The sequence below is a fragment of the Enterobacter sp. BNK-34 genome (genome assembly GCF_048684445.1).
Lineage (GTDB): Bacteria > Pseudomonadota > Gammaproteobacteria > Enterobacterales > Enterobacteriaceae > Enterobacter > Enterobacter pseudoroggenkampii.
Map to the genome: position 1 here is coordinate 4,416,746 of NZ_JBLQUA010000001.1, position 21,493 is coordinate 4,438,238.

Below are 21,493 nucleotides of genomic sequence, written 5' to 3' on the forward strand. Positions count from 1 at the left end.
CCCTCACCCCAACCCTCTCCCACAGGGAGAGGGAGATGGAGGCGTCAGGCAATCGTGACTTTGCTATCCAGATAGACATCCTGCACCGCATTGATCAGCTTCACGCCGTCGGCCATCGATTTCTTAAACGCCTTACGGCCAAGGATCAGCCCCATGCCGCCCGCGCGTTTGTTGATAACCGCCGTACGCACCGCGTCTGTCAGGTCGGTATCACCGCCCGCCGCGCCGCCGGAGTTAATCAGCCCCGCACGGCCCATGTAGCAGTTCGCCAGCTGGTAGCGCACCAGATCGATCGGGTTATCGCTGGTCAGCTTGCTGTATACGCGGTCATCGGTATAGCCAAAGTTCACCGCTTTATAGCCGCCGTTATTCTCGGCCATTTTCTGCTTCACAATATCTGCGCCGATGGTCGCCGCCAGGTGGTTCGCCTGCCCGGTCAGGTCGGCCGACACGTGGTAATCCACGCCGTCTTTCTTGAACGCATTGTTGCGCAGATACGCCCACAGTACGGTGACCATGCCCAACTCGTGCGCGCGTTCAAACGCCGCGGAGATCTCTTCAATCTGACGACGAGACTGCTCAGAACCGAAATAGATGGTCGCCCCTACCGCCACCGCCCCCATATTGAACGCCTGCTCGACGCTGGCGTAGAGGGTCTGGTCATATTCGGTAGGGTAGCTCAGAGTTTCGTTGTGGTTGAGCTTCACAAGGAACGGAATGCGGTGGGCATAGCGACGCGAAACCGAAGCCAGCACGCCGTAGGTGGAGGCTACACAGTTACAGCCCGCTTCAATCGCCAGCTCAACAATGTTCTTCGGATCGAAGTAGAGCGGATTCGCCGCGAAAGAGGCACCCGCCGAGTGCTCAATGCCCTGGTCTACCGGCAGAATAGAGAGATAGCCGGTGCCGCCGAGCCGTCCGGTGTTGTAGAGCGTCTGCATATTTCGCAGGACCGCAGGCGGACGGTTGTTATCGATCATCACGCGATCAACGTAGTCATGACCAGGCAGATACAGCTGGTCGGCTGGAATGGTCATACAACGATGCTGTAAAAGGCTGTCGGCGTCTTTGCCAAGCAACTGCGCAATATCAGTCATGTGATACTCCCGTAAGTCCGACGTCGTGTCGGTGTGTGTTTATCCAGTCCCATCTTTTATGGGCAGACTAAGCCTGGTACCGACTTAACAGATTTTCCACCCTTTGCATTTTTTTTCAGCACAATCTGCTGGCTCGATTCGTGTACAACAAAACTGTTACATTGATCAAACAATCGCCGCAAAGGTATTTAAAAGGTATTATTAAGTGGTATGTTAAAGGCGTACCCTCTCTGACATGCAGGATTAAAAAATGAAAACGAAAGTCCAACTGTCATTCATGATGTTTGTTGAATGGTTTATCTGGGGCGCGTGGTTTGTGCCGCTGTGGCTGTGGCTGAGCAAAAGCGGTTTTACCGCCGGGGAAATTGGCTGGTCTTACGCCTGTACCGCCATTGCCGCTATCCTCTCACCGATTCTGGTCGGCTCGCTGACGGACCGCTTCTTCGCCGCACAGAAAGTGCTGGCGGTGCTGATGTTCGCCGGCGCCATTCTGATGTACTTCGCCGCACAGCAAACCCAGTTCAGCACCTTCTTCCCGCTGCTGCTGGTTTACTCCCTGACCTATATGCCGACCATCGCGCTGACCAACAGCATTGCCTTCGCCAACGTGGATGACGTAGAGGCCGATTTCCCGCGTATCCGCGTGATGGGCACCATCGGCTGGATCGCCTCCGGGCTGGCGTGCGGATTCCTGCCGCAGATGCTGGGCTACAGCGATATTTCCGATACCAATATTCCGCTGCTGATGACCGCAGCCAGCTCAGCCCTGCTCGGCGTGTTTGCCCTGTTCCTGCCGAACACCCCGCCGAAGAGCACCGGCAAGCTGGACTTCAAGGTGATGCTGGGGCTGGACGCGCTGATCCTGCTGCGCGACAAAAACTTCCTGGTGTTCTTCTTCTGCTCGTTCCTGTTCGCCATGCCGCTGGCCTTCTACTACATCTTCGCTAACGGCTATCTCACCGAAGTGGGGATGAAAAACGCCACCGGCTGGATGACGCTCGGCCAGTTCTCCGAAATCTTCTTTATGCTGGCGCTGCCGTTCTTTACCAAACGCTTTGGTATTAAGAAGGTCTTACTGCTGGGTCTGATCACGGCCGCTATCCGCTACGGATTCTTCGTTTACGGCGGTGCGGAACAGTACTTTACCTACGCCCTGCTGTTCCTCGGCATTCTGCTGCACGGCGTGAGCTACGACTTCTACTACGTTACCGCGTATATCTACGTGGATAAAAAAGCGCCGGTGCACATGCGCACCGCCGCGCAGGGCCTGATTACGCTGTGCTGCCAGGGCTTTGGTAGCCTGCTGGGTTATCGCCTGGGCGGCGTGATGATGGAAAAAATGTTCGCATACAAAGAGCCGGTGAATGGGCTGACCTTCAACTGGGCCGGAATGTGGGCATTTGGCGCAATCATGATTGCCGTGATTGCCGTGCTGTTTATGCTGTTTTTCCGCGAATCGGACAAAGAGATCACCGCAATTGAGGTGGTTGATGGCGATGCCGCGCTGACACAAGGGGAAGTTAAATGAAACAAGAACGTGTTCTCGGTGCCCTTTACGGGCAGGCGTTAGGGGATGCGATGGGCATGCCGTCGGAGCTGTGGCCGAGAAAGCGCGTCAAAGCGCACTTCGGCTGGATCGACCGCTTTTTACCCGGCCCGGCAGAGAATAATGCGGCCTGCTATTTCAAACAGGCAGAGTTCACCGACGATACCTCAATGGCGCTGTGCCTCGCCGATGCGATCGTCGAGTGCGACGGGGAGATTAACCCGGACGTTATCGGCAAGCATATCCTGAACTGGGCGCTGGATTTCGACGCGTTCAACAAGAATGTGCTCGGCCCGACCTCAAAAATCGCGCTTAATGCGATTCGTGACGGGAAGCCGGTGAGCGAACTGGAAAACAACGGCGTGACGAACGGGGCGGCGATGCGCGCCTCCCCGCTGGGCTGCCTGCTCCCGGCGACGCGGCTGGAACACTTTGTTGAACAGGTGGCGCTGGCCTCCAGCCCGACCCATAAATCGGACCTCGCCATTGCCGGCGCGGTGGTGATTGCCTGGGCGGTTTCCCGTGCCATCGACGGCGAAAGCTGGCAGAACATCGTTGATGCCCTGCCGGGGATCGCCCGCTATGCGCAGGAGATGAAAACCACCACTTTCAGCGCGTCGCTGGCGGCGCGTATTGAGCTGGCGCTTAAGACCGTGCGGGAAGCCAACGGTATTGAGTCCGCCAGCGAGCAGGTGTACCAGCTCGTGGGGGCCGGAACCAGCACCATTGAGTCCGTTCCGGCAGCTATTGCGATGGTCGAACTGGCGGGAACCGACCCAAACCGCTGCGCCATTTTATGCGCCAATCTGGGCGGCGATACCGACACCATTGGCGCGATGGCGACGGCCATCTGCGGTGCGCTCCACGGCGTGCAGGCGATTGACCCGGCGCTCAAAGCCGAACTCGACGCCGCCAACCGGCTCGATTTCGGCCACTATTGCGAGAAACTGCTGCACTTCAGGGAGCAAAGGGAGGGCGTATGAATGCATTTGCCCAACGTCTCGACAATCTGCACGCCACGCGCCCGGTGACGGTGCTGGGCGCAGCGGTGATTGACGTCATCGCCGACGCCTACGCCCTGCCCTGGCGCGGGTGCGATATCGAGCTCAAACAGCAGGGGGTGAATATCGGCGGCTGCGCGCTGAACATTGCCATCGCCCTGAAACGGCTCGGCATTACGGCGCAAAACGCCCTGCCCGTCGGCCACGGCGTGTGGGCGGACATCATTCGCAACGCCATGGCGAAGCAGGATCTGCACAGCGCCATTGAGGCCGAAACCGGCGATAACGGCTGGTGCCTCGCGCTGGTGGAGCCAGACGGCGAGCGCACCTTTATGTCCTTTAGCGGCGTGGAGAACCAGTGGCAGCAGCGCTGGCTTGATGTGCTTAATATCCCGTCGAACAGCCTGGTCTATTTGTCCGGCTATCAGCTGGCCTCGCCCAGCGGCGAGCTGCTGACACGCTGGCTGGAGGGGTTACCGGACGTGACGGTCTTTATCGATTTCGGTCCCCGTATCGCGGATATTCCCGACGCGCTGATGGCGCGGATTATGGCCTGCAGGCCGATTGTGTCGCTTAATCGTCAGGAAGCGGAGATCGCAGCCGAGCGACTGGGTGTCGCGGCTGAAGATCTGGGTGCGGAGTGGCCGCTGCGTTTCGGTGCCGCGCTGATTGTGCGGCATGATAAAGACGGCGCCGCGTGGTATGACGGTAAGACCTCGGGCGTTGTTCCGGCGTTCCCGGCGACGGTCGTGGACACCATTGGCGCTGGCGACAGCCACGCGGGCGGCACGCTTGCCGGGCTGGCGGCGGGATGGTCACTGGCAGACGCCGTTCTGCTGGGGAATGCCGTGGCGTCCTGGGTAGTCAGCCACCGAGGCGGAGATTGCGCCCCGACTCGCGACGAATTACTCCTCGCACACAAAAACGTATAGATCGCTGCGACAGTAGCTGATGCTGTACTCAATCGGCCGGTGCTGCTGGTCAAGCGCGACCTGCTTGATCACCAGCACCGGTATTTTTTCGTCCATCTTAATGTGCGCCTGAAACTCGCTGTCCGGCATGCGGGCGCTCACCCTTGAGCGGGTGCGCTGCGGGAAGATATTCTGGCTGCGGAAGTAGTCGTAGAGCGAAATGCCAATCGCATCCGGGTCGGGAATTAACGCGACCGGGACCCAGGACTCTTCAATGGACACCGCATCGTCATCCACATAGCGAATGCGCTTGAGCAAAAAGACCTCGCTGTCCGGGGAGATCGACAGGTGGTTCGCCACCTCTTCCGGGCACTTCACCACCCGCTTGTTGACCCATAGCGTATTGGGCTTTTGACCGCGAAGCACCACCTGCCGGGAAAAGCCGCGCGCCTCTTTCAGCGAATATTCAAAGATGTTGTTGATTTGCGTCCCATAGCCACGGGCGCGCGTAACTACGCCCTCTTCCTCCAGCGCCTGCATCGCTTTTCGCACGGTAATGCGCGACACGCCGGTTAACTGGCTCAGATCGCGCTCGCCGGGCAAAATATTCCCGTGCTCCAGCATGCCGCTGCGCACCGCGTTTTTTACCGTTTCGGCAAATTTCAGGTACAGCGGCGTGTTGTCAGGCGCGGCGATCCGTTCATTCAGTTGAGCGATTAACCGGGTATGCGCTTGTTCCATCTCTGTTTTCTCAGGCGTGGTGTTTCCTGCCAGTATACTGGGTTACCACCATGCATGAAAATGATGAACCGGCCCAATACCGTGACCCACTTCCAGAGTATCGGCTTTCGCCAGCGCCGCCGAGAGCCAGGTTTTCGCTTCGCGCACCGTATCGGCCCAGCTGTCATGCCGTGGACGCAGCGCCGCCAGCGCGGCCGAAAGCGTACAGCCCGTGCCATGGGTATTTTTGGTCTGCACGCGCGGCGCGGTAAAGCGCACTTCGCCCTCGCGGGTGAAAAGCCAGTCCGGGCTTTCCGCGTCATCCAGATGCCCGCCCTTCATCAGCACCGCACCGCAGCCCATTGCCAGCAGCGCGTTCCCCTGCGCTTTCATCTCGCGTTCAGTTTGCGCGTGCGATGTTCCTAACAGCGCGGCGGCTTCCGGCAGATTGGGGGTGATAAGCGCCACCTGCGGCAGCAGCTTTTTACGCAGGGTTTCCACGGCAGAGGCAGAGAGCAGCGGGTCGCCGCTTTTTGCCAGCATGACGGTATCCAGCACCACGTTTTGCACCGCATAACGCTTAAGCCGCTCGGCCACCGCTTCAACAATGTCCGTCTCGGCCAGCATGCCTATTTTGGTGGTATCAATGCGCACGTCGCTGAACACGGAATCCAGCTGTGCGGCAACAAAATCCGGCTCAATATGGTAGACCGACTGCACGCCGCGCGTGTTTTGCGCCACCAGCGCGGTAATGACCGAGCAGCCGTACGCACCAAGGGCAGAGAAGGTTTTCAGGTCAGCCTGGATGCCCGCGCCGCCGCTGGGATCGGTGCCGGCAATGGTCAGGGCGTTAATCCGCTTCATGCTTGCTCCTCCAGCGTGTAGAGCGCATCGAGGAACGCGCAGGCAAAACTGCCCGGGCCACGCGACTGCGCAACGGCCACCGTTCCAGCCCGCTTCATCCATCCGCAGGCAGCAGCGATATTATCCAGACGGTCGCCCGGCAGCGAGCAGCTCGCCGCGACGACGGCGGAGAGAGCGCACCCGGTGCCCACTACGCGCGTCATAAGCGGGTCACCACCGGTTACCGTTCGGGTGCGTTGTCCGTCAGTGATGTAATCCACCTCACCGGTGACGACCACAACGGCATTGGTCTGGCGGGCCAGCGCCTGAGCAGCGGGCACCGCGCTGGCGGTGGTATCGGTCGTATCGACGCCGCGCCCGCCTGCGCTCATTCCGGCAAGAGCAAGGATTTCTGAGGCATTGCCGCGAATGGCCGCCGGTTTAAGGGCAAGAATCTGATGGCAAAAACGGGTACGGAACGCGAGCGCGCCAACGGCAACCGGGTCCAGCGTCCAGGGTTTGCCTGCCGCCACCGCGCTTTCTATTGCCCGACGCATCGACTGGGCGCGCGGCGCGGTCAGCGTGCCAACGTTAACCAGCAGCGCATCGGCTATCGCGGCAAACTGCTCGGCCTCTTCGGCCTCGATCACCATCGCCGGTGATGCGCCAAGCGCCAGCAAAACGTTGGCCGTAAAGGTCTGTACAACATCGTTGGTCATACAATGGGTCAGCGGAGAACGGGTGCGGAAGTGATGTAAAACGTGTAAATCGAGCAGGTCAGGCTGCATGGGTTCGCTCCTGCCTTGCGTGAAGAAGCGATGACCGGGAAGGCATCTGACTTCCCTACGCTGGCATTATCCAGATCAGGTAATACGGGTATTTCTCAGCCTTCACAAAGAAGGGCACCCCGAGTCAAAGTACTTTTAAAACAATGATTTATTGAAAATCCATGTCGTAATTTAGTGTAACCGGGGCCACAGGCCAGGCGCAAGAGGTTTCGATTTATCAAGGAAGCGATCGCGTGATGAATCTCCCTAAACACTTTTTCGCTAGTCTCTTCAACATAAATATTTTTTCCTGGTATATCCCGGAACAAAAATGACCTCATTTCATTTTCATTCGAAGCAGAATGGATATTCGATAATAAATAATCGGCAATAATATATAAATTTACATAAACTGTTATCTGTATTTTTAATGATTTTTCACCCAAACACTTAAACATATTTAATGTATAGATATTTTATTTCTCATTTCTCCTCCATTCATTACAAATATCTAACTCGTTGTAATATATAATTATATACCCCAACCCTTCTTAATCGACTCGTTTAGCTATTCCTGCTGTTTATGATCCAGATCAATAATCAAAATTACACATTCATAGATAGTTATTACACGTTACGAAATAAGTTATCAAACCAAAATTTTCAACGTAAATCGTGAATTAATTCAGATATAACAAGACGTTGTATCTTCCCGTCAGGATAGCGCCCTAACTTTATTTTTTGCATTGATGATGAGAGCTTTCAAATGAGATTTTTAAATAAATCAACTATCGCTGTTGTATTTGGTGTTGTGTTTGCTAATACAGCTAATGCTGCTGCATTTAATGTTACTTCTGATCAAGACAACATTACGATTATTGGTACACAAGGTGCCGGTTATGATCTTGATTTAATGGCCAACAAGGTTATTACGAATCAAAACGATATCACAGGTTTAAAAACTGAAAATACTGATCAATGGAATGCAATTAGCGCCGCTGATAACCTTGCTGGTAGTGCTAAAACTGATGCTCAAACTGCTAACACTAATGCTCTTGCTGCTGATGCAAAAGCTACTACTGCTAATACTATAGCGACATCGGCTAAAGCCGCTGCTGATCATGCTGAAATCACCGCCACCAATGCGAACAACAAAGCAGATGCTAATACACAAGCGCTTGCAAGTAAGGTCGATAAAAGCATTTTCAAAGCCGATCAGGATAGACAAGATCACGCCCTCCAGGACGCCTCTGACAAAGCGACTCAGGCATTTAATACGGGCGCTTATGCGCAATCTTTAGCTGTAGATGCACAAACGGTAGCCGCAGCGAATAAAGCTGCTGTTGCTAACGTCCAGTCACGCCAGCAAACACAAGAAGCGACGATTCAGAATCACAGCGCACAATTAGCGAATCATGAATCACGTATTACGTCGTTAGAGAATCAAAATAACGCTAAGTTCTCTTCTCTGGAGAATCAGCAGAATGAGGATCGCAAGGAATATCGTGCTGGTATCGCTGGCGCTGCTTCTCTTGCTGGTTTGCATTACGTTGATACAGATAATGCGGTTGCCGTCGGCGCTGCCAACTTCAAAGATGCGCAAGGTTATGCAATCGGCTACCGTCATAAGTTCGCTGAGAATGTAGCCGCTACCCTCTCTACATCAGGTACATCCAACGGTGATGAAATTGTTGCGGCGTCCGCATCTTACGGATGGTGATGTTACAGTATTAAAATAAAATGCCAGCGAACCGCCAGTAAGCTAAAAAAACTCGCACATGAGTTTTAATTAGCTGGCTATAACTCTATACAATGCTGCTCGCAAAGAAAATGACAAAGTACATTTTTATTTCCGCTGTTCTATATCTCACTTTTATTTTATTAGGGATATGGATTGAATTGATGTTAGGCACTTATATTTATAATTGTAATTACTGAGGCAATAATGAAAAAGTTAATGATGATAGCGGCTGTATTATCTCTTGCTGCGTGTTCCTCACCTGCTCAACGGATGGCGGATTGTCAAAGCAAAGGAGTGAGTAAAGATGCTTGTTATATAGCAGAGCAAAACCGCACTACAGCCATTAACGCTGCTGCTGAAAAACAGGCTTTGGAGAATGCTGCTCAACTTGCACAATCAGCACATAAGCATCTTCCTGAAGGCTGCACTCAGGTTATGGATGCTGCGGGTCGTTGTGAGAGCAAGCCTGCCAAAGCAAGCGGCGATTTTAAACAGTTTTCAGGTGAAGCGGATCGCGTTATGAATAAGCCAATCTCTGATGCTGCTGAATATCTGCTTTCGAAAGGCTGGAAGCCAAATAAGGGTTCATGGCACAAGGGTGGCTATATTATGCAGCTGGTTGTTGAAAAAGAGAGAGTTGTAAACGCACAATTATCAAAAATGTGATCTTAGCACAACCCTACCACCTGATAAGATTTACGTAGCCCCATTTGTATGGGGCTTTATTTTAGCTCGTGACTAAATATAAATTTACTCTAACTGCCAGGCCCCGCCATGAATAAGCGACGCTCTCCCCGCCCAGGCAAACAACGCCAGCTCGCGGCCGTCTGCATCAGGATAAATACGGCTGCTGAGGCACGCTTCCCCCTCATTGACAAACACCTCCACAGACGAGCTATCAAAGAAAAGGCGCAGGTTCAGCATGTCGTTCAGGTTAAGCGCGACGCTTCGGGTACCACACAAGCCATACTGCGGATAGTGACGCTCCAGCACCAGGCGCTGCATCTGGGCATCAACATAGATGCGTAGCCCGTCGCCGAGACGAATGCCGTATTGCTCCGCGCTGCTGTTCGCGCAATCCCATTGCAGAGTGACCTCCATCGCATCGCAGTGTTCCACCAGCGTCATCTGCTGGTTATTAAGCGTAGTTATCGGCCAGGGGAACCACGCCCCGCGCAGGGTTTCAACTTCTCTGGCTGGATGCATTTGCAGATGATTATCCGCACTCAGCGTCAGCTCGCGAGGTAAGGAGAGCATACCCGCCCAGCCATCCCGCTGTTCCGGCAGTGGTGATTCCCACATGTCCAGCCAGCCGATGACGATGCGTCGACCATCCGGCGTCAGGAAACTTTGCGGCGCATAGAAATCATGCCCGTAATCCATCTCTACAAATTCACCTTCACGCACAAAGGGCTGGCCGGGCTGCCATTCACCTACCAGATACCCGCTCTGGAAAAGATTACGGTTTTTGAATCCGTCCGCCGCCAGCCCCTGAGGAGAGAACATCAGCACGCGTTTACCATTAAGGGTGAAAAAGTCCGGACATTCCCACATATAACCCATCTCTTTTTCAGCCACCGCGAGCACGCCCCTGTCCTGCCACTCTCGCAGATCGGCAGACCGGTACGCACGCACCTGGCCCGTATCACCCTCTCGCGCGCCAACGACCATGTACCACCACTCCCCTTCACGCCATACTTTCGGATCGCGGAAGTGATGCAGTCCAGGCGGTGTGTCAATGACGGTCCCGTGCCGCACAAAGTGGATGCCGTCTCGGCTGGTTGCCAGGCACTGAACCTGGTAGAGATTAGCCTCATCGCCGGGATCGCCGTGGAATTTGTGGCCGGTGTAGATCAGCGCCAGCGTGTCGCCATCCACCACCGCTGAGCCAGAAAAACAGCCGTCCTTGTCGTCTGGTCCTTCCGGTGCCAGCGCAACCGGGAGGTGTTCCCAGTGAACTAAATCTTTGCTGCGCGCATGGCCCCAGTGCATCGGCCCCCACTGGGTCGAATACGGATGATGTTGATAAAAGGCGTGATACCAGCCGTCAAACCAGACCAGGCCATTCGGATCGTTCATCCAGCCGGCACGCGCGGCGAGGTGGTAACGCGGATACCAGCGCAGGTTAAGCCCTTCGCGTCCGGACTGCAGTTCCTGTTCTGCTTTTGTAATGGAATACGTCATTTCTCTACTCTTTAATCAGATAGTGGAAGGTTGCGGCATGAGCGGGTCAGAAGAGGACTTACCCGAGCGCAACAGGAAGATGGAGATAAGCGTGGTGCTGAAGACCAGTAGCCCCATGATGAGATAGGACTGGGCAAAGCCGTATTTCTCATAGCTGTAGCCGGCCAGCGGCGACAGTACCGAGGCAATCACCGAGCTTGTACAGGCAAAGCCCACCAGATAGAGGGTGGAAGAGAGCCGCTTATCAAAATGCAGGCTGTTGTATTTAAAGATGGAGACCAGCAAAACGGGCAGTTCAACCGCGTGCAATAGCTTGGTAATGGAGATCAATACCGGCCCCTCAACCAGACCCGATGCCACCATACGCATCGCCATCACCATTCCGGCGAAAATCAGGCCGTTTTTCGCACCGAGGCGATTCACCATCCACGGGGCGCAAAACATGCCCGCCGCCTCCAGGAAAACCTGGAAGGAGTTGAGATAGCCGTACATGGCGTTCCCTTCCTGTAACGTCGGGAACTGGGACGAGAAATAGACAGGGAACTGCTGGTCATAAACGCCATAAATACAGGTGCCGATAACGAAAAACACCAGCGCCCAGAAGCGCGGCAGCGTCAGCAGGCGCAATGCATCCTCCAGCGTGACCTTACCGCCGGACACCGCTTCCTGCATGGCGTGCGGGGCGGAAGAGACCCTGAGGCGCGCCAGCAACACAAAAAACACCAGCCCGGCGCAGCTCGCCACCGCGAAGTTCAGCTTCGGATTAATGTTAAACAGGAGCCCCGCAAAAAAGGTTGCCGCCGCCCAGCCCAGCGATCCCCACATCCTCGCCTTGCCGAACTCGAACTGGCTCTGGCGGGCCACGCGCTCGGTGTAGGACTCCAGAACCCCTATTCCGCCGTTAAACGTCAGCCCGATATAAACCCCGCCGAAAATACTGCCGAGTAATACGTTAATTTGCAGCAGATAACCAAACAGCAGGAAGGCTGGACCGGAAAGAATGAGCAGGCTGGTCAGAAACCAGAGCAGGTTTTTGCGCAGACCGAGCTTGTCCTGAATGAATCCATAGCAGATTTGAGCAAAAAGCGCGGAGACGGAAAGCACGGCATAGATAATGCCGGTATCCCCCGCTTTTAGGCCCACCTCCTGATGAAGCCAGATGGAGAGTAACGAGCCGGAAGATGACCAGGTGACAAAAAAGAAAAACAGTAATGCGCTCAGTAAAGGGTAGCTGTGAGAGCGATGCGTTTTCATCATGACATTCTCATGTTGGAGTAATGACACAATGGTAACGTTAACATTGATTCTTTCTCATGCTGTTTGGTGAAGATTTAAGATGTTAATCACGAAAGTTAACGTTAACATCAAGAGAATGAGATCGCGATCAAATATTCATCACGGAGGTAAGCCTGACCTGGCATGTGCATCAGCCTTCCTTTTACATCAGCGACTTAGTTGTATACCCTTTCACACAGAGCATTAACGGAGTAAGAAAATGGCTTCCCTGAAGGACGTCGCAAAGCTGGCTAACGTATCGCTGATGACGGTCTCCCGTGCGCTGAACAGCCCGGAGCGCCTTAAGCCGGAAACGCTGGCGCGCGTTCAGCTGGCTATCGAGCAAACCAGCTACGTGCCCGATCTTTCCGCCAAGAAAATTCGCGGCGCGCATGCCTCGCCTAAAACCATAGGCGTACTGGCGCTCGATACGGTGACGACGCCTTTCTCGGTGGAGATCACGCTGTCGATTGAAGAGACGGCCAGAATGCACGGCTGGAACAGCTTCGTGATGAATATGTTTACCGATGACAACCCGGACGCCATTGTCGACCTTCTCCTTTCTCATCGGCCTGACGGAATTATCTACACCACCATGGGGTTACGTCAGGTTCCTCTCCCGGCCAAACTCCTCACCCTTCCCTGCGTGCTGGCCAACTGCGAAAGTGACGGCGAAAAGGTCGCCAGCTATATTCCCGATGATGAACAGGGGCAGTATACCGCCGTACGGGCGTTACTCGCGGAGGGTTATCGACGCCCTCTCTGCCTGCATTTGCCTGAGGGGCATCTGGCCACAACCCGACGTCGTCAGGGGCTGGAACGTGCATGCCGTGAAGCGGGACTCGACCCGCACAGCCTGGCGCACAGCTATATGGCGCTCGGCGATGAGCACTATCGTGACATTCCGTCAGTATTGCTGGCGCACATGCAGAATGGCATTCCCCGGTTCGACTCCGTTATCTGCGGCAACGACCGTATCGCGTTTATGGTCTATCAGACGCTGCTGGCGCAAGGGCTTCGCATACCGGAAGATGTCGCGGTAATCGGCTATGACAATATGGTGGGTATTGGGGAGCTGTTCCTGCCTCCTCTCACGACGGTTCAACTGCCACACTATGAAATTGGTCGCCTGAGCGCCATGCATATTATTAACGGTGAAGAGCATCAGAACACCATGCGCGTTGAAAGTCCTTTTTTGATGCGTGATTCCGTTGTGCATGCATCATGAGCACCGCTTTTTGCACATGACGCAGGAATAGAGACAGCCAGCCTCCTTTTTGCCATTCGATGGCACGTTTTGTCACACTCTTTTCTGCGACTGTACACGCCGGACAAACAGCCTGTAACAGGCTGTTTTTATTTGGCATAAAATGCAATTTTCATTTTAAAAATGGGGATATTTTCTCCCCACAGCCCCGTGTCACAAAACAGTAAACAAATTAACCATTGAGCCCCGTGGCAAAAGGCTCTATATTGGCGGCGTTTTTTTCAGGCCCCCATCTGTTTTTTAACTTTTTATTCAATCGTGGCTCATAACGAAGCGGCGGTTGTAGGAGTGATATGATGACGGATAAAGTCCGTATTGACACCGTAGATGCCCACAAAAGCAACGAAACCTATCTGGCCCGTCAGGCCGAGTTTGAATCTAACGTCAGGAGTTATCCGCGCAAACTGCCTTTAGCCATCACTAAAGCAGAAGGCGTGTGGATCACCGATGCAGATAATAAAGAATACCTTGACTGTTTAGCAGGCGCAGGGACCCTTGCGCTTGGCCATAACCATCCTGATGTGCTGAAAAGCATCCAAAATGTCATTACCAGCGGCTTGCCGTTACATACTCTGGATCTGACGACGCCTCTGAAAGACGCGTTTTCTGAATACCTGCTCTCTCTGCTGCCTGGTCAGGGCAAAGAGTACTGCCTGCAGTTCACCGGTCCATCCGGTGCTGACGCCGTTGAAGCGGCGCTGAAGCTGGCGAAAAAAGTGACCGGTCGTAGCGGTATCATCAGCTTCTCTGGTGGTTACCACGGTATGACCCACGGCGCGCTGTCCGTGACCGGCAACCTGTCTCCGAAAGAAGCGGTTGACGGTATGATGCCAGAAGTGCAGTTCATGCCTTACCCACACGAATACCGTTGCCCGCTGGGTATCGGTGGTGAAGCGGGCGTGAAAGCGCTGACGTACTACTTCGATAACCTGATCAACGACGTTGAAAGCGGCGTGCGTAAGCCTGCTGCGGTGATCCTGGAAGCGGTTCAGGGCGAAGGCGGCGTGAACCCGGCTCCGGCTGAGTGGCTGCAGCGCATCCGTAAAGTGACTCAGGAACACGGCATTCTGCTGATCCTCGACGAAGTTCAGGCTGGCTTTGCCCGTACCGGTAAATTCTTCGCCTTCGAACACGCTGGCATTGAGCCAGACATCATCGTGATGTCTAAAGCCGTCGGTGGCGGTCTGCCGCTGGCCGTGCTCGGTATCAAAAAGCAGTTCGATGCATGGGCACCAGGTCACCACACCGGTACCTTCCGCGGCAACCAGCTGGCGATGGCAACCGGTCTGACGACGCTGAAAATCCTGAAAGACCAGAACATCGCAGGCAAAGTGGCTGCACAGGGCGAATGGCTGAAAGGCCAGCTGAAAGAAATGGCGAAGCGCTACCCGGTGATTGGTCACGTTCGCGGTCTGGGCATGATGATTGGTATTGAGATCGTTAAGCCACACGAAGCGGCTGACCACATGGGCTGCTTCCCTGGCGACGGCGAGCTGTCTGCACTGATTCAGAAGAAGTGCTTCGAAGCCGGTCTGATTCTGGAGCGCGGTGGCCGTAACGGTATCGTTCTGCGTCTGCTGCCGTCTCTGCTGATCAGCGACGAAGAGCTGAAAATCTTCCTGGATAAATTTGAGCAGGCACTGCTTGCTGCGGGCGTTCGCCCGGCGTAACCGGAGTTGTTGATTACGATGTCTGATTCAAACCCAATTTTGTTCTCCTCTGCGCAGAGCATTGAAGCTTACCAGCAGGCGATTGAACAAAGCACTCAGGCTGTGATGCAGTGGCTGAAACAGCCTGAGATGTACCAGGGCAAAACGGTCGCAGAACTGCGCGACCGTATTAAGCTGGATTTCAACCCGAAAGGGCTGGGCAACGAAGCGGCGATTGAACGCGCCGTGGAGTTCTTCCTGAAAGACAGCCTGTCCGTTCATCACCCGCAGTGTGTGGCGCACCTGCACTGCCCAAGCCTGGTCGTAAGCCAGGCGGCGGAAGTGCTGATCAACGCCACTAACCAGAGTATGGACTCCTGGGATCAAAGCCCGTCCGCAACCATCATTGAGATCAAACTGATCGAGTGGCTGCGTACCCGCGTGGGTTATCAGGCCGGCGACGCAGGTGTTTTCACCAGCGGCGGGACTCAGAGCAACCTGATGGGCCTGATGCTGGCGCGCGATGCGTTCTTCGCGCGTCAGGGTCATTCCGTTCAGCAGGACGGTCTGGTTGGCGATCTGCGCAAAATTCGCGTGCTGTGCTCCGAAAACGCGCACTTCTCCGTGCAGAAAAACATGGCGCTGATGGGCCTGGGCTACCAGTCCGTGGTGCAGGTGAAAACGGACGAATTCTCCCGCATGGATCTGACCGATCTGGCGGCGAAAATCGAACAGTGCAATGCGAACGGCGAGCAGATTCTGGCCATCGTCGCGACGGCAGGTACCACCGATGCCGGTGCTATCGACCCGCTGCGTGCGATTGCAGAGCTGGCCGCGAAGCAGAACATCTGGGTACACGTTGATGCGGCCTGGGGCGGCGCGCTGCTGATGTCTGAGCAGTATCGTCACTACCTGGACGGCATCGAGCTGGTGGATTCCGTCACCCTGGACTTCCACAAGCAGTTCTTCCAGACCATCAGCTGCGGCGCGTTCCTGCTGAAAGAAGCGCGCCACTATGAGCTGATGCGCTATCAGGCGGCTTACCTGAACTCTGAGTTCGACGAAGAAGCCGGCGTGCCTAATCTGGTTTCCAAATCTCTGCAGACCACCCGTCGTTTTGACGCGCTGAAGCTGTGGATGAGCCTGGAAGCGCTGGGTCAGGAGCAATACGCGGCGATCATCGATCACGGCGTGACCCTGGCACAGCAGGTTGCGGCCTACGTGAAAGCGCAGCCTGCGCTGGAGCTGGTTATGCAGCCGCAACTGGCAAGCGTTCTGTTCCGCTTCCGCGGACAGGTGCAGACGGATGAAGCGGGTATCGCCCTGCTGAACCAGAAAATTGGTGACGCGCTGCTGGAATCCGGCCGTGCGAACGTCGGTGTGACCGAGCATAACGGCGTCACCTGCCTGAAGCTGACGCTGCTGAACCCAACCGTGACGCTGGAAGATATTAAAATCCTGCTGTCTCTGGTTGAGCGCACCGCGCAGGAAGTTCTGGCTAAGTAATACAACACCCCTCTTCCGCCGGGAGAGGGGTTATTTTTATACGCCTGCCCACCACATCCTTAATTTTAATCCCCAATAGCTCGTCCAGCCCGTCGTGGTACTGACCACGTTCCCCTTCGACACAACCACCAGCGTTGGCGTGACGCTCACCTGCCACTGCTGCGACAAAGCACCGTTTGCATCGTTAATCACCGGCATTTTTAGCTGTTTCTTATCAACCCAGCGCTCAAGCTTTGCGTTGTCACCAGAACGCATGGCGATACTCACCACGTTCCCGCCCTCTTCTGCCAGTTGATTAACCGCAGGCGTCGTGTAGCGGCAAATGCTGCACCAGGTTGCCCAGACGTAGATCAGCAGCGGACGATCCTGGCTGAGCGCCGCAATATCGTGAACGTTGCCGTCGATGCTCTGCATCGGCGTTGCACTAAAACTGGCGGGGAGCGTCGGTTTTCGGTACTGATCAACACCCCATACCACGGCCAGCGTCAGCAGAACGAGTATGATCCCTTCCCGCGCCCAGCGGCGCAGTCGACTGATTTTGCGGTTATCCATTGTGACCTCTCAATTTAACCGGAGGTCATCATAGCGGGCGAGTTTGCGTCATGCTGTAAAGAAGTGTCGTGCTCCTAGCGGAAAACGATCCCCGGGTTATGTTCAGTTTTGTTACATTTTTCCTGGAACAAGCCATAGTCTGATACATAAAATAGTCAGGTTGCCGTATTGTTGACGTGCAAAAGCAAAAAGTAAAAACAGGTTAACTGGAGAAAAAATGGCTAAGTGTAAATGGCTGCTTCTGGGTGTCGTGATGACCCTGGCAAGCGTGGCTAACGCAGCACCAGCAGCATCAGGCATCAGCGCTTACGAAGAACAAGAGTTCATCGCTGACTTCACGAAATTCAAGATTGGCGACACGGCGCCGGCTCAGTATCAAACGCCGGAGTACACCATCAAACAGTACCAGCTGCGTAACCTGCCGGCGCCGGATGCCGGAACCCACTGGACCTACATGGGTGAGAACTACGTGCTGATTGGCGATGCTGATGGCAAGATATACAAAGCCTACAATGGAGATATTTTCTATCACCGCTAACGCAATCCTGATTCGCCCCTGGCAGGAAAGTGACCGCCCTTTCCTGCGCACGCTCTACCTCCACGCCCGGCGTGAAGCCTGGCCATGGCTGGAGAGTGCAGACTGGCAGCTGGAAGACTTTGACGCGGCAACCCGTGACGAAGTGATTTGGGTTGCCACGCAGAACGGTCATCGCCTGGGTTTTGCCTCCGTCTGGACGAACGATAATTTCCTGCACAACCTGTTTGTTGACCCGCAGTATCAAAGTCTCGGGGTCGGGAAGTTGCTCCTGGAGCAGGTTCAGAAGACGTTTACCAGTACGGGTTCGCTTAAGTGTCTGGTGAAGAATGCGCGGGCTATTGCGTTTTACCAGCGACACGGCTGGCACATTGAGGCGACGGGTAATTCTCCGGACGGAGAGTACTATCTGATGCATTATCGGCTTGGGTAAAGTCAGGTGGCGCTTCGCTTACCTGACCTACAAAACCGTATTTCGTAGGCCGGGTAAGGCGAAGCCGCCACCCGGCACTAAGCGAAGAGGTATTACACCGCGCGGAACGCGATTTCACCTGGGATGATTTCGCCCTGCCAGTAGAGCTGCGCCACAACGCGTCCCGCCAGCTGGCGATACATTTCTGCAAATTCGCTGTCCGGACGGCTGACCACCGTCGGCTTGCCGCTATCCAGATCTTCGCGCAGGGTAATGTGAAGCGGCATCTGTCCCAGCAGCTGGGTGTGATACTTCGCGGCCAGTTTTTCTGCGCCACCCGTGCCGAAGATAGGTTCGTGGTGGCCGCAGTTGCTGCAGATGTGCATGCTCATGTTCTCGACGATACCGAGCACCGGCACTTCCACCTTCTCGAACATCACGATGCCTTTTTTGGCGTCGATCAGCGCGATATCCTGCGGCGTGGTCACAACAACGGCTCCCGTCACCGGAATGTTCTGCGCCAGCGTCAGCTGGATGTCACCGGTACCCGGCGGCATGTCCAGCACCAGATAATCCAGATCCGGCCACATCGTCTCCTGCAGCATCTGCAGCAGCGCCTTGCTGGCCATCGGGCCGCGCCAGACCATGGCGTTATCGTCAGTCACCAGGTAACCGATGGAGTTGGTCGCCAGACCGTGGGCCATGATTGGCGCCATGTGGGTGCCGTCCGGCGAGGTTGGGCGCTGGTTTTCCGCGCCCAGCATGTTCGGAATAGACGGACCGTAGATGTCGGCGTCCAGAATACCGACCTTTGCCCCTTCCGCTGCCAGCGCGAGCGCCAGGTTAACGGCGGTAGAGGATTTCCCCACCCCGCCCTTGCCCGAGCTGACGGCAATGATGTTTTTCACACCGTTCACGCCAGGCTGGTTTTTCACGCGCTTCAGCGTGGCGATGCTGTGGCTCAGCTTCCAGTCGATCGCCTTCGCGCCGGTCATGCGCAGCAGCTCAGAGCTGGTCTGCTCTTTCAGCGCGTCAAAGGCGCTGGTCCAGACGAACGGCATCTGCAGCTCAATGTGCAGCGTGTCGTCCAGCCAGGCGACGTGGTGTAACGCTTTCAGCGTAGTGAGATTGTGCTTCAGGGTTGGATGCTGAAAGTTAGCCAGCGTCCCGGCGACCATTGCTCGTAAGGCTTCCGGTGATTTGGCCTGGGATTGAGAACTCATCCCGACTCCTTTGTTCTTGTGAATAAGACCTTAGATGAACAAGTTTACCTGAAAGGCCGTGGTTTGTGCTTACTTAATAATGCCCCTTTTGGTAATATCAAAAACCCTTTTCACAGTTAAAAGAAGTAATGCCTACTATGACTCAAGTCGCGAAGAAAATTCTGGTAACGTGCGCACTGCCGTACGCCAACGGCTCAATCCACCTCGGCCACATGCTGGAGCATATCCAGGCTGATGTCTGGGTCCGTTACCAGCGAATGCGCGGCCACGAGGTTAACTTCATCTGTGCGGACGATGCCCACGGCACGCCGATCATGCTGAAAGCGCAGCAGCTGGGGATTTCCCCGGAGCAGATGATTGCCGAAATGAGTCAGGAGCATCAGACCGATTTTGCTGGCTTTGACATCAGCTATGACAACTATCACTCCACGCACAGCGACGAAAACCGCGAGCTGTCGGAGCTGATCTACACCCGTCTGAAAGAGAACGGTTTTATTAAAAACCGCACCATCTCGCAGCTGTACGATCCGGAAAAAGGCATGTTCCTGCCGGACCGTTTCGTCAAAGGCACCTGTCCGAAATGTAAATCCCCGGATCAGTACGGCGATAACTGCGAAGTGTGCGGCGCAACCTACAGCCCGACCGAGCTTATCGAACCGAAATCCGTGGTATCCGGCGCCACGCCGGTGATGCGTGACTCCGAGCACTTCTTCTTCGACCTGCCGTCCTTCAGCGAAATGCTGCAAGCGTGGACCCGCAGCGGCGCGCTGCAGGAGCAGGTGGCGAATAAAATGCAGGAGTGGTTCGAATCCGGCCTGCAGCAGTGGGATATCTCCCGCGATGCGCCGTACTTCGGCTTTGAAATCCCGAACGCGCCGGGCAAATACTTCTACGTCTGGCTGGACGCGCCAATCGGCTACATGGGCTCCTTCAAGAACCTGTGCGACAAGCGTGGCGACACCGTCAGCTTCGACGAATACTGGAAGAAAGATTCCACTGCCGAGCTGTACCACTTCATCGGTAAAGACATCGTTTACTTCCACAGCCTGTTCTGGCCGGCGATGCTGGAAGGCAGCAACTTCCGCAAGCCTACCAACCTGTTCGTACACGGCTACGTAACGGTGAACGGCGCGAAGATGTCCAAGTCCCGCGGGACGTTCATCAAGGCCAGCACCTGGCTGAACCACTTCGACGCGGACAGCCTGCGCTACTACTACACCGCGAAGCTCTCTTCCCGCATCGACGATATCGACCTGAACCTGGAAGATTTCGTGCAGCGCGTGAACGCGGACATCGTCAACAAGGTCGTCAACCTGGCGTCCCGTAACGCGGGCTTTATCGCGAAGCGTTTTGACGGCGTGCTTTCTGCCGAACTGGCCGATCCCGAGCTGTATAAAACCTTCACCGATGCCGCCGCTGCGGTTGGTGAAGCCTGGGAAAGCCGTGAATTCGGTAAAGCGATTCGTGAAATCATGGCGCTGGCCGATGTTGCCAACCGCTATGTGGACGAGCAGGCCCCGTGGGTTGTTGCGAAACAGGAAGGCCGTGACGCCGACCTACAGGCGATCTGCACCATGGGTCTGAACATGTTCCGCGTGCTGATGACCTGGCTGAAGCCGGTTCTGCCACAGCTGGCAGCCCGTGCTGAAGCGTTCCTGAACACCGAACTGACCTGGGATGCAATCCAGCAGCCGCTGCTCGGCCACAAGGTGAACACCTTCAAGGCGCTGTACAACCGCATCGAGATGAAGCAGGTTGAAGCCCTGGTAGAAGCGTCTAAAGAAGAGGTGAAGGCGGCTGCGGCACCGGTTACCGGCCCGCTGGCAGACGATCCGATTCAGGAAACCATTACCTTTGATGATTTCGCCAAAGTCGACCTGCGCGTGGCGCTGATCGAGAACGCGGAATTCGTGGACGGCTCTGACAAGCTGCTGCGCCTGACGCTGGATCTCGGCGGCGAGAAGCGCAACGTCTTCTCCGGCATCCGTTCTGCCTATCCGGACCCGCAGGTGCTGATTGGTCGTCAAACCGTGATGGTGGCGAACCTGGCGCCGCGCAAAATGCGCTTCGGCATCTCTGAGGGGATGGTGATGGCCGCAGGCCCTGGCGGGAAAGATATCTTCCTGTTAAGCCCAGACGAAGGCGCGAAGCCGGGTCAGCAGGTGAAATAACAAAAAAGCCGGATTCTTATCCGGCTTTTTTTTGCCGGGTGGCGGCTTCGCCTTACCCGGCCTACAAAACCCGTAGGCCCTGCAAGCGCAGCG

At 55.3% G+C, this 21,493-nt stretch carries 19 protein-coding genes and 1 riboswitch; of the genes, 11 read left to right on the forward strand and 8 right to left on the reverse strand.

Going from position 1 to position 21,493, the window contains the following annotated elements; translation table 11 throughout:
* Nucleotides 1-44 precede the first annotated feature (44 nt).
* Complete coding sequence (gene fbaB / locus ACMGG5_RS21780) at nt 45-1,097, reverse strand: class I fructose-bisphosphate aldolase (protein ID WP_420278500.1); 1,053 nt, start codon at nt 1,095-1,097, stop codon at nt 45-47.
* Nucleotides 1,098-1,347: 250 nt separating this feature from the next.
* Between fbaB and ACMGG5_RS21785 the strand changes: the two genes are divergently transcribed.
* From ACMGG5_RS21785 to ACMGG5_RS21795, 3 genes are read left to right on the forward strand one after another with little or no spacing between them, the layout of a single operon-like run.
* Entirely contained in the window at nt 1,348-2,625 is a 1,278-nt protein-coding gene (locus ACMGG5_RS21785; protein WP_024908126.1) for a nucleoside permease, read from the forward strand.
* Nucleotides 2,622-3,626, forward strand: coding sequence for an ADP-ribosylglycohydrolase family protein (locus tag ACMGG5_RS21790; protein ID WP_420278501.1), 1,005 nt, complete (start codon nt 2,622-2,624; stop codon nt 3,624-3,626). Before ACMGG5_RS21785 ends, ACMGG5_RS21790 begins: the two co-directional genes overlap by 4 nt.
* The gene (locus tag ACMGG5_RS21795; RefSeq protein WP_420278502.1) at nt 3,623-4,576 is read left to right on the forward strand and encodes a PfkB family carbohydrate kinase; all 954 of its coding nucleotides are present in this window, start codon (nt 3,623-3,625) and stop codon (nt 4,574-4,576) included. The genes ACMGG5_RS21790 and ACMGG5_RS21795 overlap by 4 nt, the downstream gene beginning before the upstream one ends.
* Here ACMGG5_RS21795 and ACMGG5_RS21800 read toward each other — a convergent pair.
* Genes ACMGG5_RS21800 through thiM form a run of 3 tightly spaced genes read right to left on the reverse strand, consistent with a single transcriptional unit; the run spans nt 4,550 to nt 6,906 of the window.
* On the reverse strand, nt 4,550-5,296 hold the full coding sequence (locus ACMGG5_RS21800; RefSeq protein WP_420278503.1) for a GntR family transcriptional regulator: 747 nt from the start codon (nt 5,294-5,296) through the stop codon (nt 4,550-4,552). The two genes, ACMGG5_RS21795 and ACMGG5_RS21800, sit on opposite strands and share 27 nt — an antisense overlap.
* A 42-nt stretch (nt 5,297-5,338) precedes the next feature.
* Nucleotides 5,339-6,139 carry a bifunctional hydroxymethylpyrimidine kinase/phosphomethylpyrimidine kinase gene (gene thiD / locus ACMGG5_RS21805; RefSeq protein ID WP_420278504.1) on the reverse strand — a complete coding sequence of 267 codons (801 nt, stop codon included), beginning with the start codon at nt 6,137-6,139 and terminating at the stop codon, nt 5,339-5,341.
* Entirely contained in the window at nt 6,136-6,906 is a 771-nt protein-coding gene (thiM, locus tag ACMGG5_RS21810; RefSeq protein WP_420278505.1) for a hydroxyethylthiazole kinase, read from the reverse strand. The genes thiD and thiM overlap by 4 nt, the downstream gene beginning before the upstream one ends.
* Before the next feature lie 35 nt (nt 6,907-6,941).
* Nucleotides 6,942-7,038, reverse strand: a riboswitch (TPP riboswitch).
* Between the two features lie 613 nt (nt 7,039-7,651).
* Here thiM and ACMGG5_RS21815 point away from each other — a divergent pair.
* Nucleotides 7,652-8,605 carry a YadA C-terminal domain-containing protein gene (locus ACMGG5_RS21815; protein WP_061714776.1) on the forward strand — a complete coding sequence of 318 codons (954 nt, stop codon included), beginning with the start codon at nt 7,652-7,654 and terminating at the stop codon, nt 8,603-8,605.
* A 225-nt stretch (nt 8,606-8,830) separates the two neighbouring features.
* Entirely contained in the window at nt 8,831-9,292 is a 462-nt protein-coding gene (locus tag ACMGG5_RS21820) for a hypothetical protein (protein ID WP_157189455.1), read from the forward strand.
* Between the two features lie 84 nt (nt 9,293-9,376).
* On the opposite strand, the gene ACMGG5_RS21825 is transcribed toward ACMGG5_RS21820, so the two are convergent.
* A complete protein-coding gene (locus tag ACMGG5_RS21825; RefSeq protein WP_420278506.1) occupies nt 9,377-10,810 on the reverse strand; it encodes a glycoside hydrolase family 32 protein in 1,434 nt (477 codons plus the stop codon).
* Between the two features lie 15 nt (nt 10,811-10,825).
* Nucleotides 10,826-12,067, reverse strand: coding sequence for an MFS transporter (locus ACMGG5_RS21830; RefSeq protein ID WP_420278507.1), 1,242 nt, complete (start codon nt 12,065-12,067; stop codon nt 10,826-10,828).
* 238 nt (nt 12,068-12,305) lie between these two features.
* On the opposite strand from ACMGG5_RS21830, the gene ACMGG5_RS21835 reads away from it, so the two are divergent.
* The 3 genes from ACMGG5_RS21835 to ACMGG5_RS21845 all read left to right on the forward strand — a co-directional run bounded on the left by ACMGG5_RS21835 (nt 12,306) and on the right by ACMGG5_RS21845 (nt 16,507).
* Nucleotides 12,306-13,313 carry a LacI family DNA-binding transcriptional regulator gene (locus tag ACMGG5_RS21835; protein WP_148769712.1) on the forward strand — a complete coding sequence of 336 codons (1,008 nt, stop codon included), beginning with the start codon at nt 12,306-12,308 and terminating at the stop codon, nt 13,311-13,313.
* 332 nt (nt 13,314-13,645) lie between these two features.
* Nucleotides 13,646-15,022, forward strand: coding sequence for a diaminobutyrate--2-oxoglutarate transaminase (locus ACMGG5_RS21840; RefSeq protein WP_014884533.1), 1,377 nt, complete (start codon nt 13,646-13,648; stop codon nt 15,020-15,022).
* Between the two features lie 18 nt (nt 15,023-15,040).
* A complete protein-coding gene (locus ACMGG5_RS21845; RefSeq protein ID WP_024908138.1) occupies nt 15,041-16,507 on the forward strand; it encodes a pyridoxal phosphate-dependent decarboxylase family protein in 1,467 nt (488 codons plus the stop codon).
* A 36-nt stretch (nt 16,508-16,543) separates the two neighbouring features.
* Here the strand turns inward: ACMGG5_RS21845 and ACMGG5_RS21850 are convergent, their stop codons facing one another.
* Nucleotides 16,544-17,059, reverse strand: a complete 516-nt coding sequence (locus ACMGG5_RS21850; RefSeq protein WP_032645288.1) for a protein disulfide oxidoreductase — start codon at nt 17,057-17,059, stop codon at nt 16,544-16,546.
* A 217-nt stretch (nt 17,060-17,276) separates the two neighbouring features.
* Here ACMGG5_RS21850 and ACMGG5_RS21855 point away from each other — a divergent pair, with 217 nt between their 5' ends.
* Complete coding sequence (locus tag ACMGG5_RS21855) at nt 17,277-17,597, forward strand: RcnB family protein (protein ID WP_024908140.1); 321 nt, start codon at nt 17,277-17,279, stop codon at nt 17,595-17,597.
* Nucleotides 17,572-18,027 carry a GNAT family N-acetyltransferase gene (locus tag ACMGG5_RS21860; RefSeq protein ID WP_024908141.1) on the forward strand — a complete coding sequence of 152 codons (456 nt, stop codon included), beginning with the start codon at nt 17,572-17,574 and terminating at the stop codon, nt 18,025-18,027. Before ACMGG5_RS21855 ends, ACMGG5_RS21860 begins: the two co-directional genes overlap by 26 nt.
* 92 nt (nt 18,028-18,119) lie before the next feature.
* Here ACMGG5_RS21860 and apbC read toward each other — a convergent pair whose 3' ends face one another.
* Nucleotides 18,120-19,229: an iron-sulfur cluster carrier protein ApbC gene (gene apbC / locus ACMGG5_RS21865; RefSeq protein WP_420278508.1), complete on the reverse strand. Its 1,110-nt coding sequence runs from the start codon at nt 19,227-19,229 to the stop codon at nt 18,120-18,122.
* 137 nt (nt 19,230-19,366) lie between these two features.
* Here apbC and metG point away from each other — a divergent pair, with 137 nt between their 5' ends.
* A complete protein-coding gene (gene metG / locus ACMGG5_RS21870) occupies nt 19,367-21,400 on the forward strand; it encodes a methionine--tRNA ligase (RefSeq protein ID WP_032663202.1) in 2,034 nt (677 codons plus the stop codon).
* Nucleotides 21,401-21,493 lie beyond the last annotated feature (93 nt).

Coding starts and splice junctions, on each gene's coding strand:
- ACMGG5_RS21790 (WP_420278501.1), top strand. CDS start 2,622: ATGAAACAAGAACGTGTTCTCGGTGCCCTTTACGGGCAGGCGTTAGGG.
- ACMGG5_RS21825 (WP_420278506.1), bottom strand. CDS start 10,810: ATGACGTATTCCATTACAAAAGCAGAACAGGAACTGCAGTCCGGACGC.
- fbaB (WP_420278500.1), bottom strand. CDS start 1,097: ATGACTGATATTGCGCAGTTGCTTGGCAAAGACGCCGACAGCCTTTTA.
- ACMGG5_RS21820 (WP_157189455.1), top strand. CDS start 8,831: ATGAAAAAGTTAATGATGATAGCGGCTGTATTATCTCTTGCTGCGTGT.
- ACMGG5_RS21850 (WP_032645288.1), bottom strand. CDS start 17,059: ATGGATAACCGCAAAATCAGTCGACTGCGCCGCTGGGCGCGGGAAGGG.
- apbC (WP_420278508.1), bottom strand. CDS start 19,229: ATGAGTTCTCAATCCCAGGCCAAATCACCGGAAGCCTTACGAGCAATG.
- ACMGG5_RS21800 (WP_420278503.1), bottom strand. CDS start 5,296: ATGGAACAAGCGCATACCCGGTTAATCGCTCAACTGAATGAACGGATC.
- ACMGG5_RS21815 (WP_061714776.1), top strand. CDS start 7,652: ATGAGATTTTTAAATAAATCAACTATCGCTGTTGTATTTGGTGTTGTG.
- ACMGG5_RS21835 (WP_148769712.1), top strand. CDS start 12,306: ATGGCTTCCCTGAAGGACGTCGCAAAGCTGGCTAACGTATCGCTGATG.
- ACMGG5_RS21785 (WP_024908126.1), top strand. CDS start 1,348: ATGAAAACGAAAGTCCAACTGTCATTCATGATGTTTGTTGAATGGTTT.
- ACMGG5_RS21845 (WP_024908138.1), top strand. CDS start 15,041: ATGTCTGATTCAAACCCAATTTTGTTCTCCTCTGCGCAGAGCATTGAA.
- ACMGG5_RS21860 (WP_024908141.1), top strand. CDS start 17,572: ATGGAGATATTTTCTATCACCGCTAACGCAATCCTGATTCGCCCCTGG.
- ACMGG5_RS21855 (WP_024908140.1), top strand. CDS start 17,277: ATGGCTAAGTGTAAATGGCTGCTTCTGGGTGTCGTGATGACCCTGGCA.
- metG (WP_032663202.1), top strand. CDS start 19,367: ATGACTCAAGTCGCGAAGAAAATTCTGGTAACGTGCGCACTGCCGTAC.
- thiM (WP_420278505.1), bottom strand. CDS start 6,906: ATGCAGCCTGACCTGCTCGATTTACACGTTTTACATCACTTCCGCACC.
- ACMGG5_RS21795 (WP_420278502.1), top strand. CDS start 3,623: ATGAATGCATTTGCCCAACGTCTCGACAATCTGCACGCCACGCGCCCG.
- ACMGG5_RS21840 (WP_014884533.1), top strand. CDS start 13,646: ATGATGACGGATAAAGTCCGTATTGACACCGTAGATGCCCACAAAAGC.
- thiD (WP_420278504.1), bottom strand. CDS start 6,139: ATGAAGCGGATTAACGCCCTGACCATTGCCGGCACCGATCCCAGCGGC.
- ACMGG5_RS21830 (WP_420278507.1), bottom strand. CDS start 12,067: ATGATGAAAACGCATCGCTCTCACAGCTACCCTTTACTGAGCGCATTA.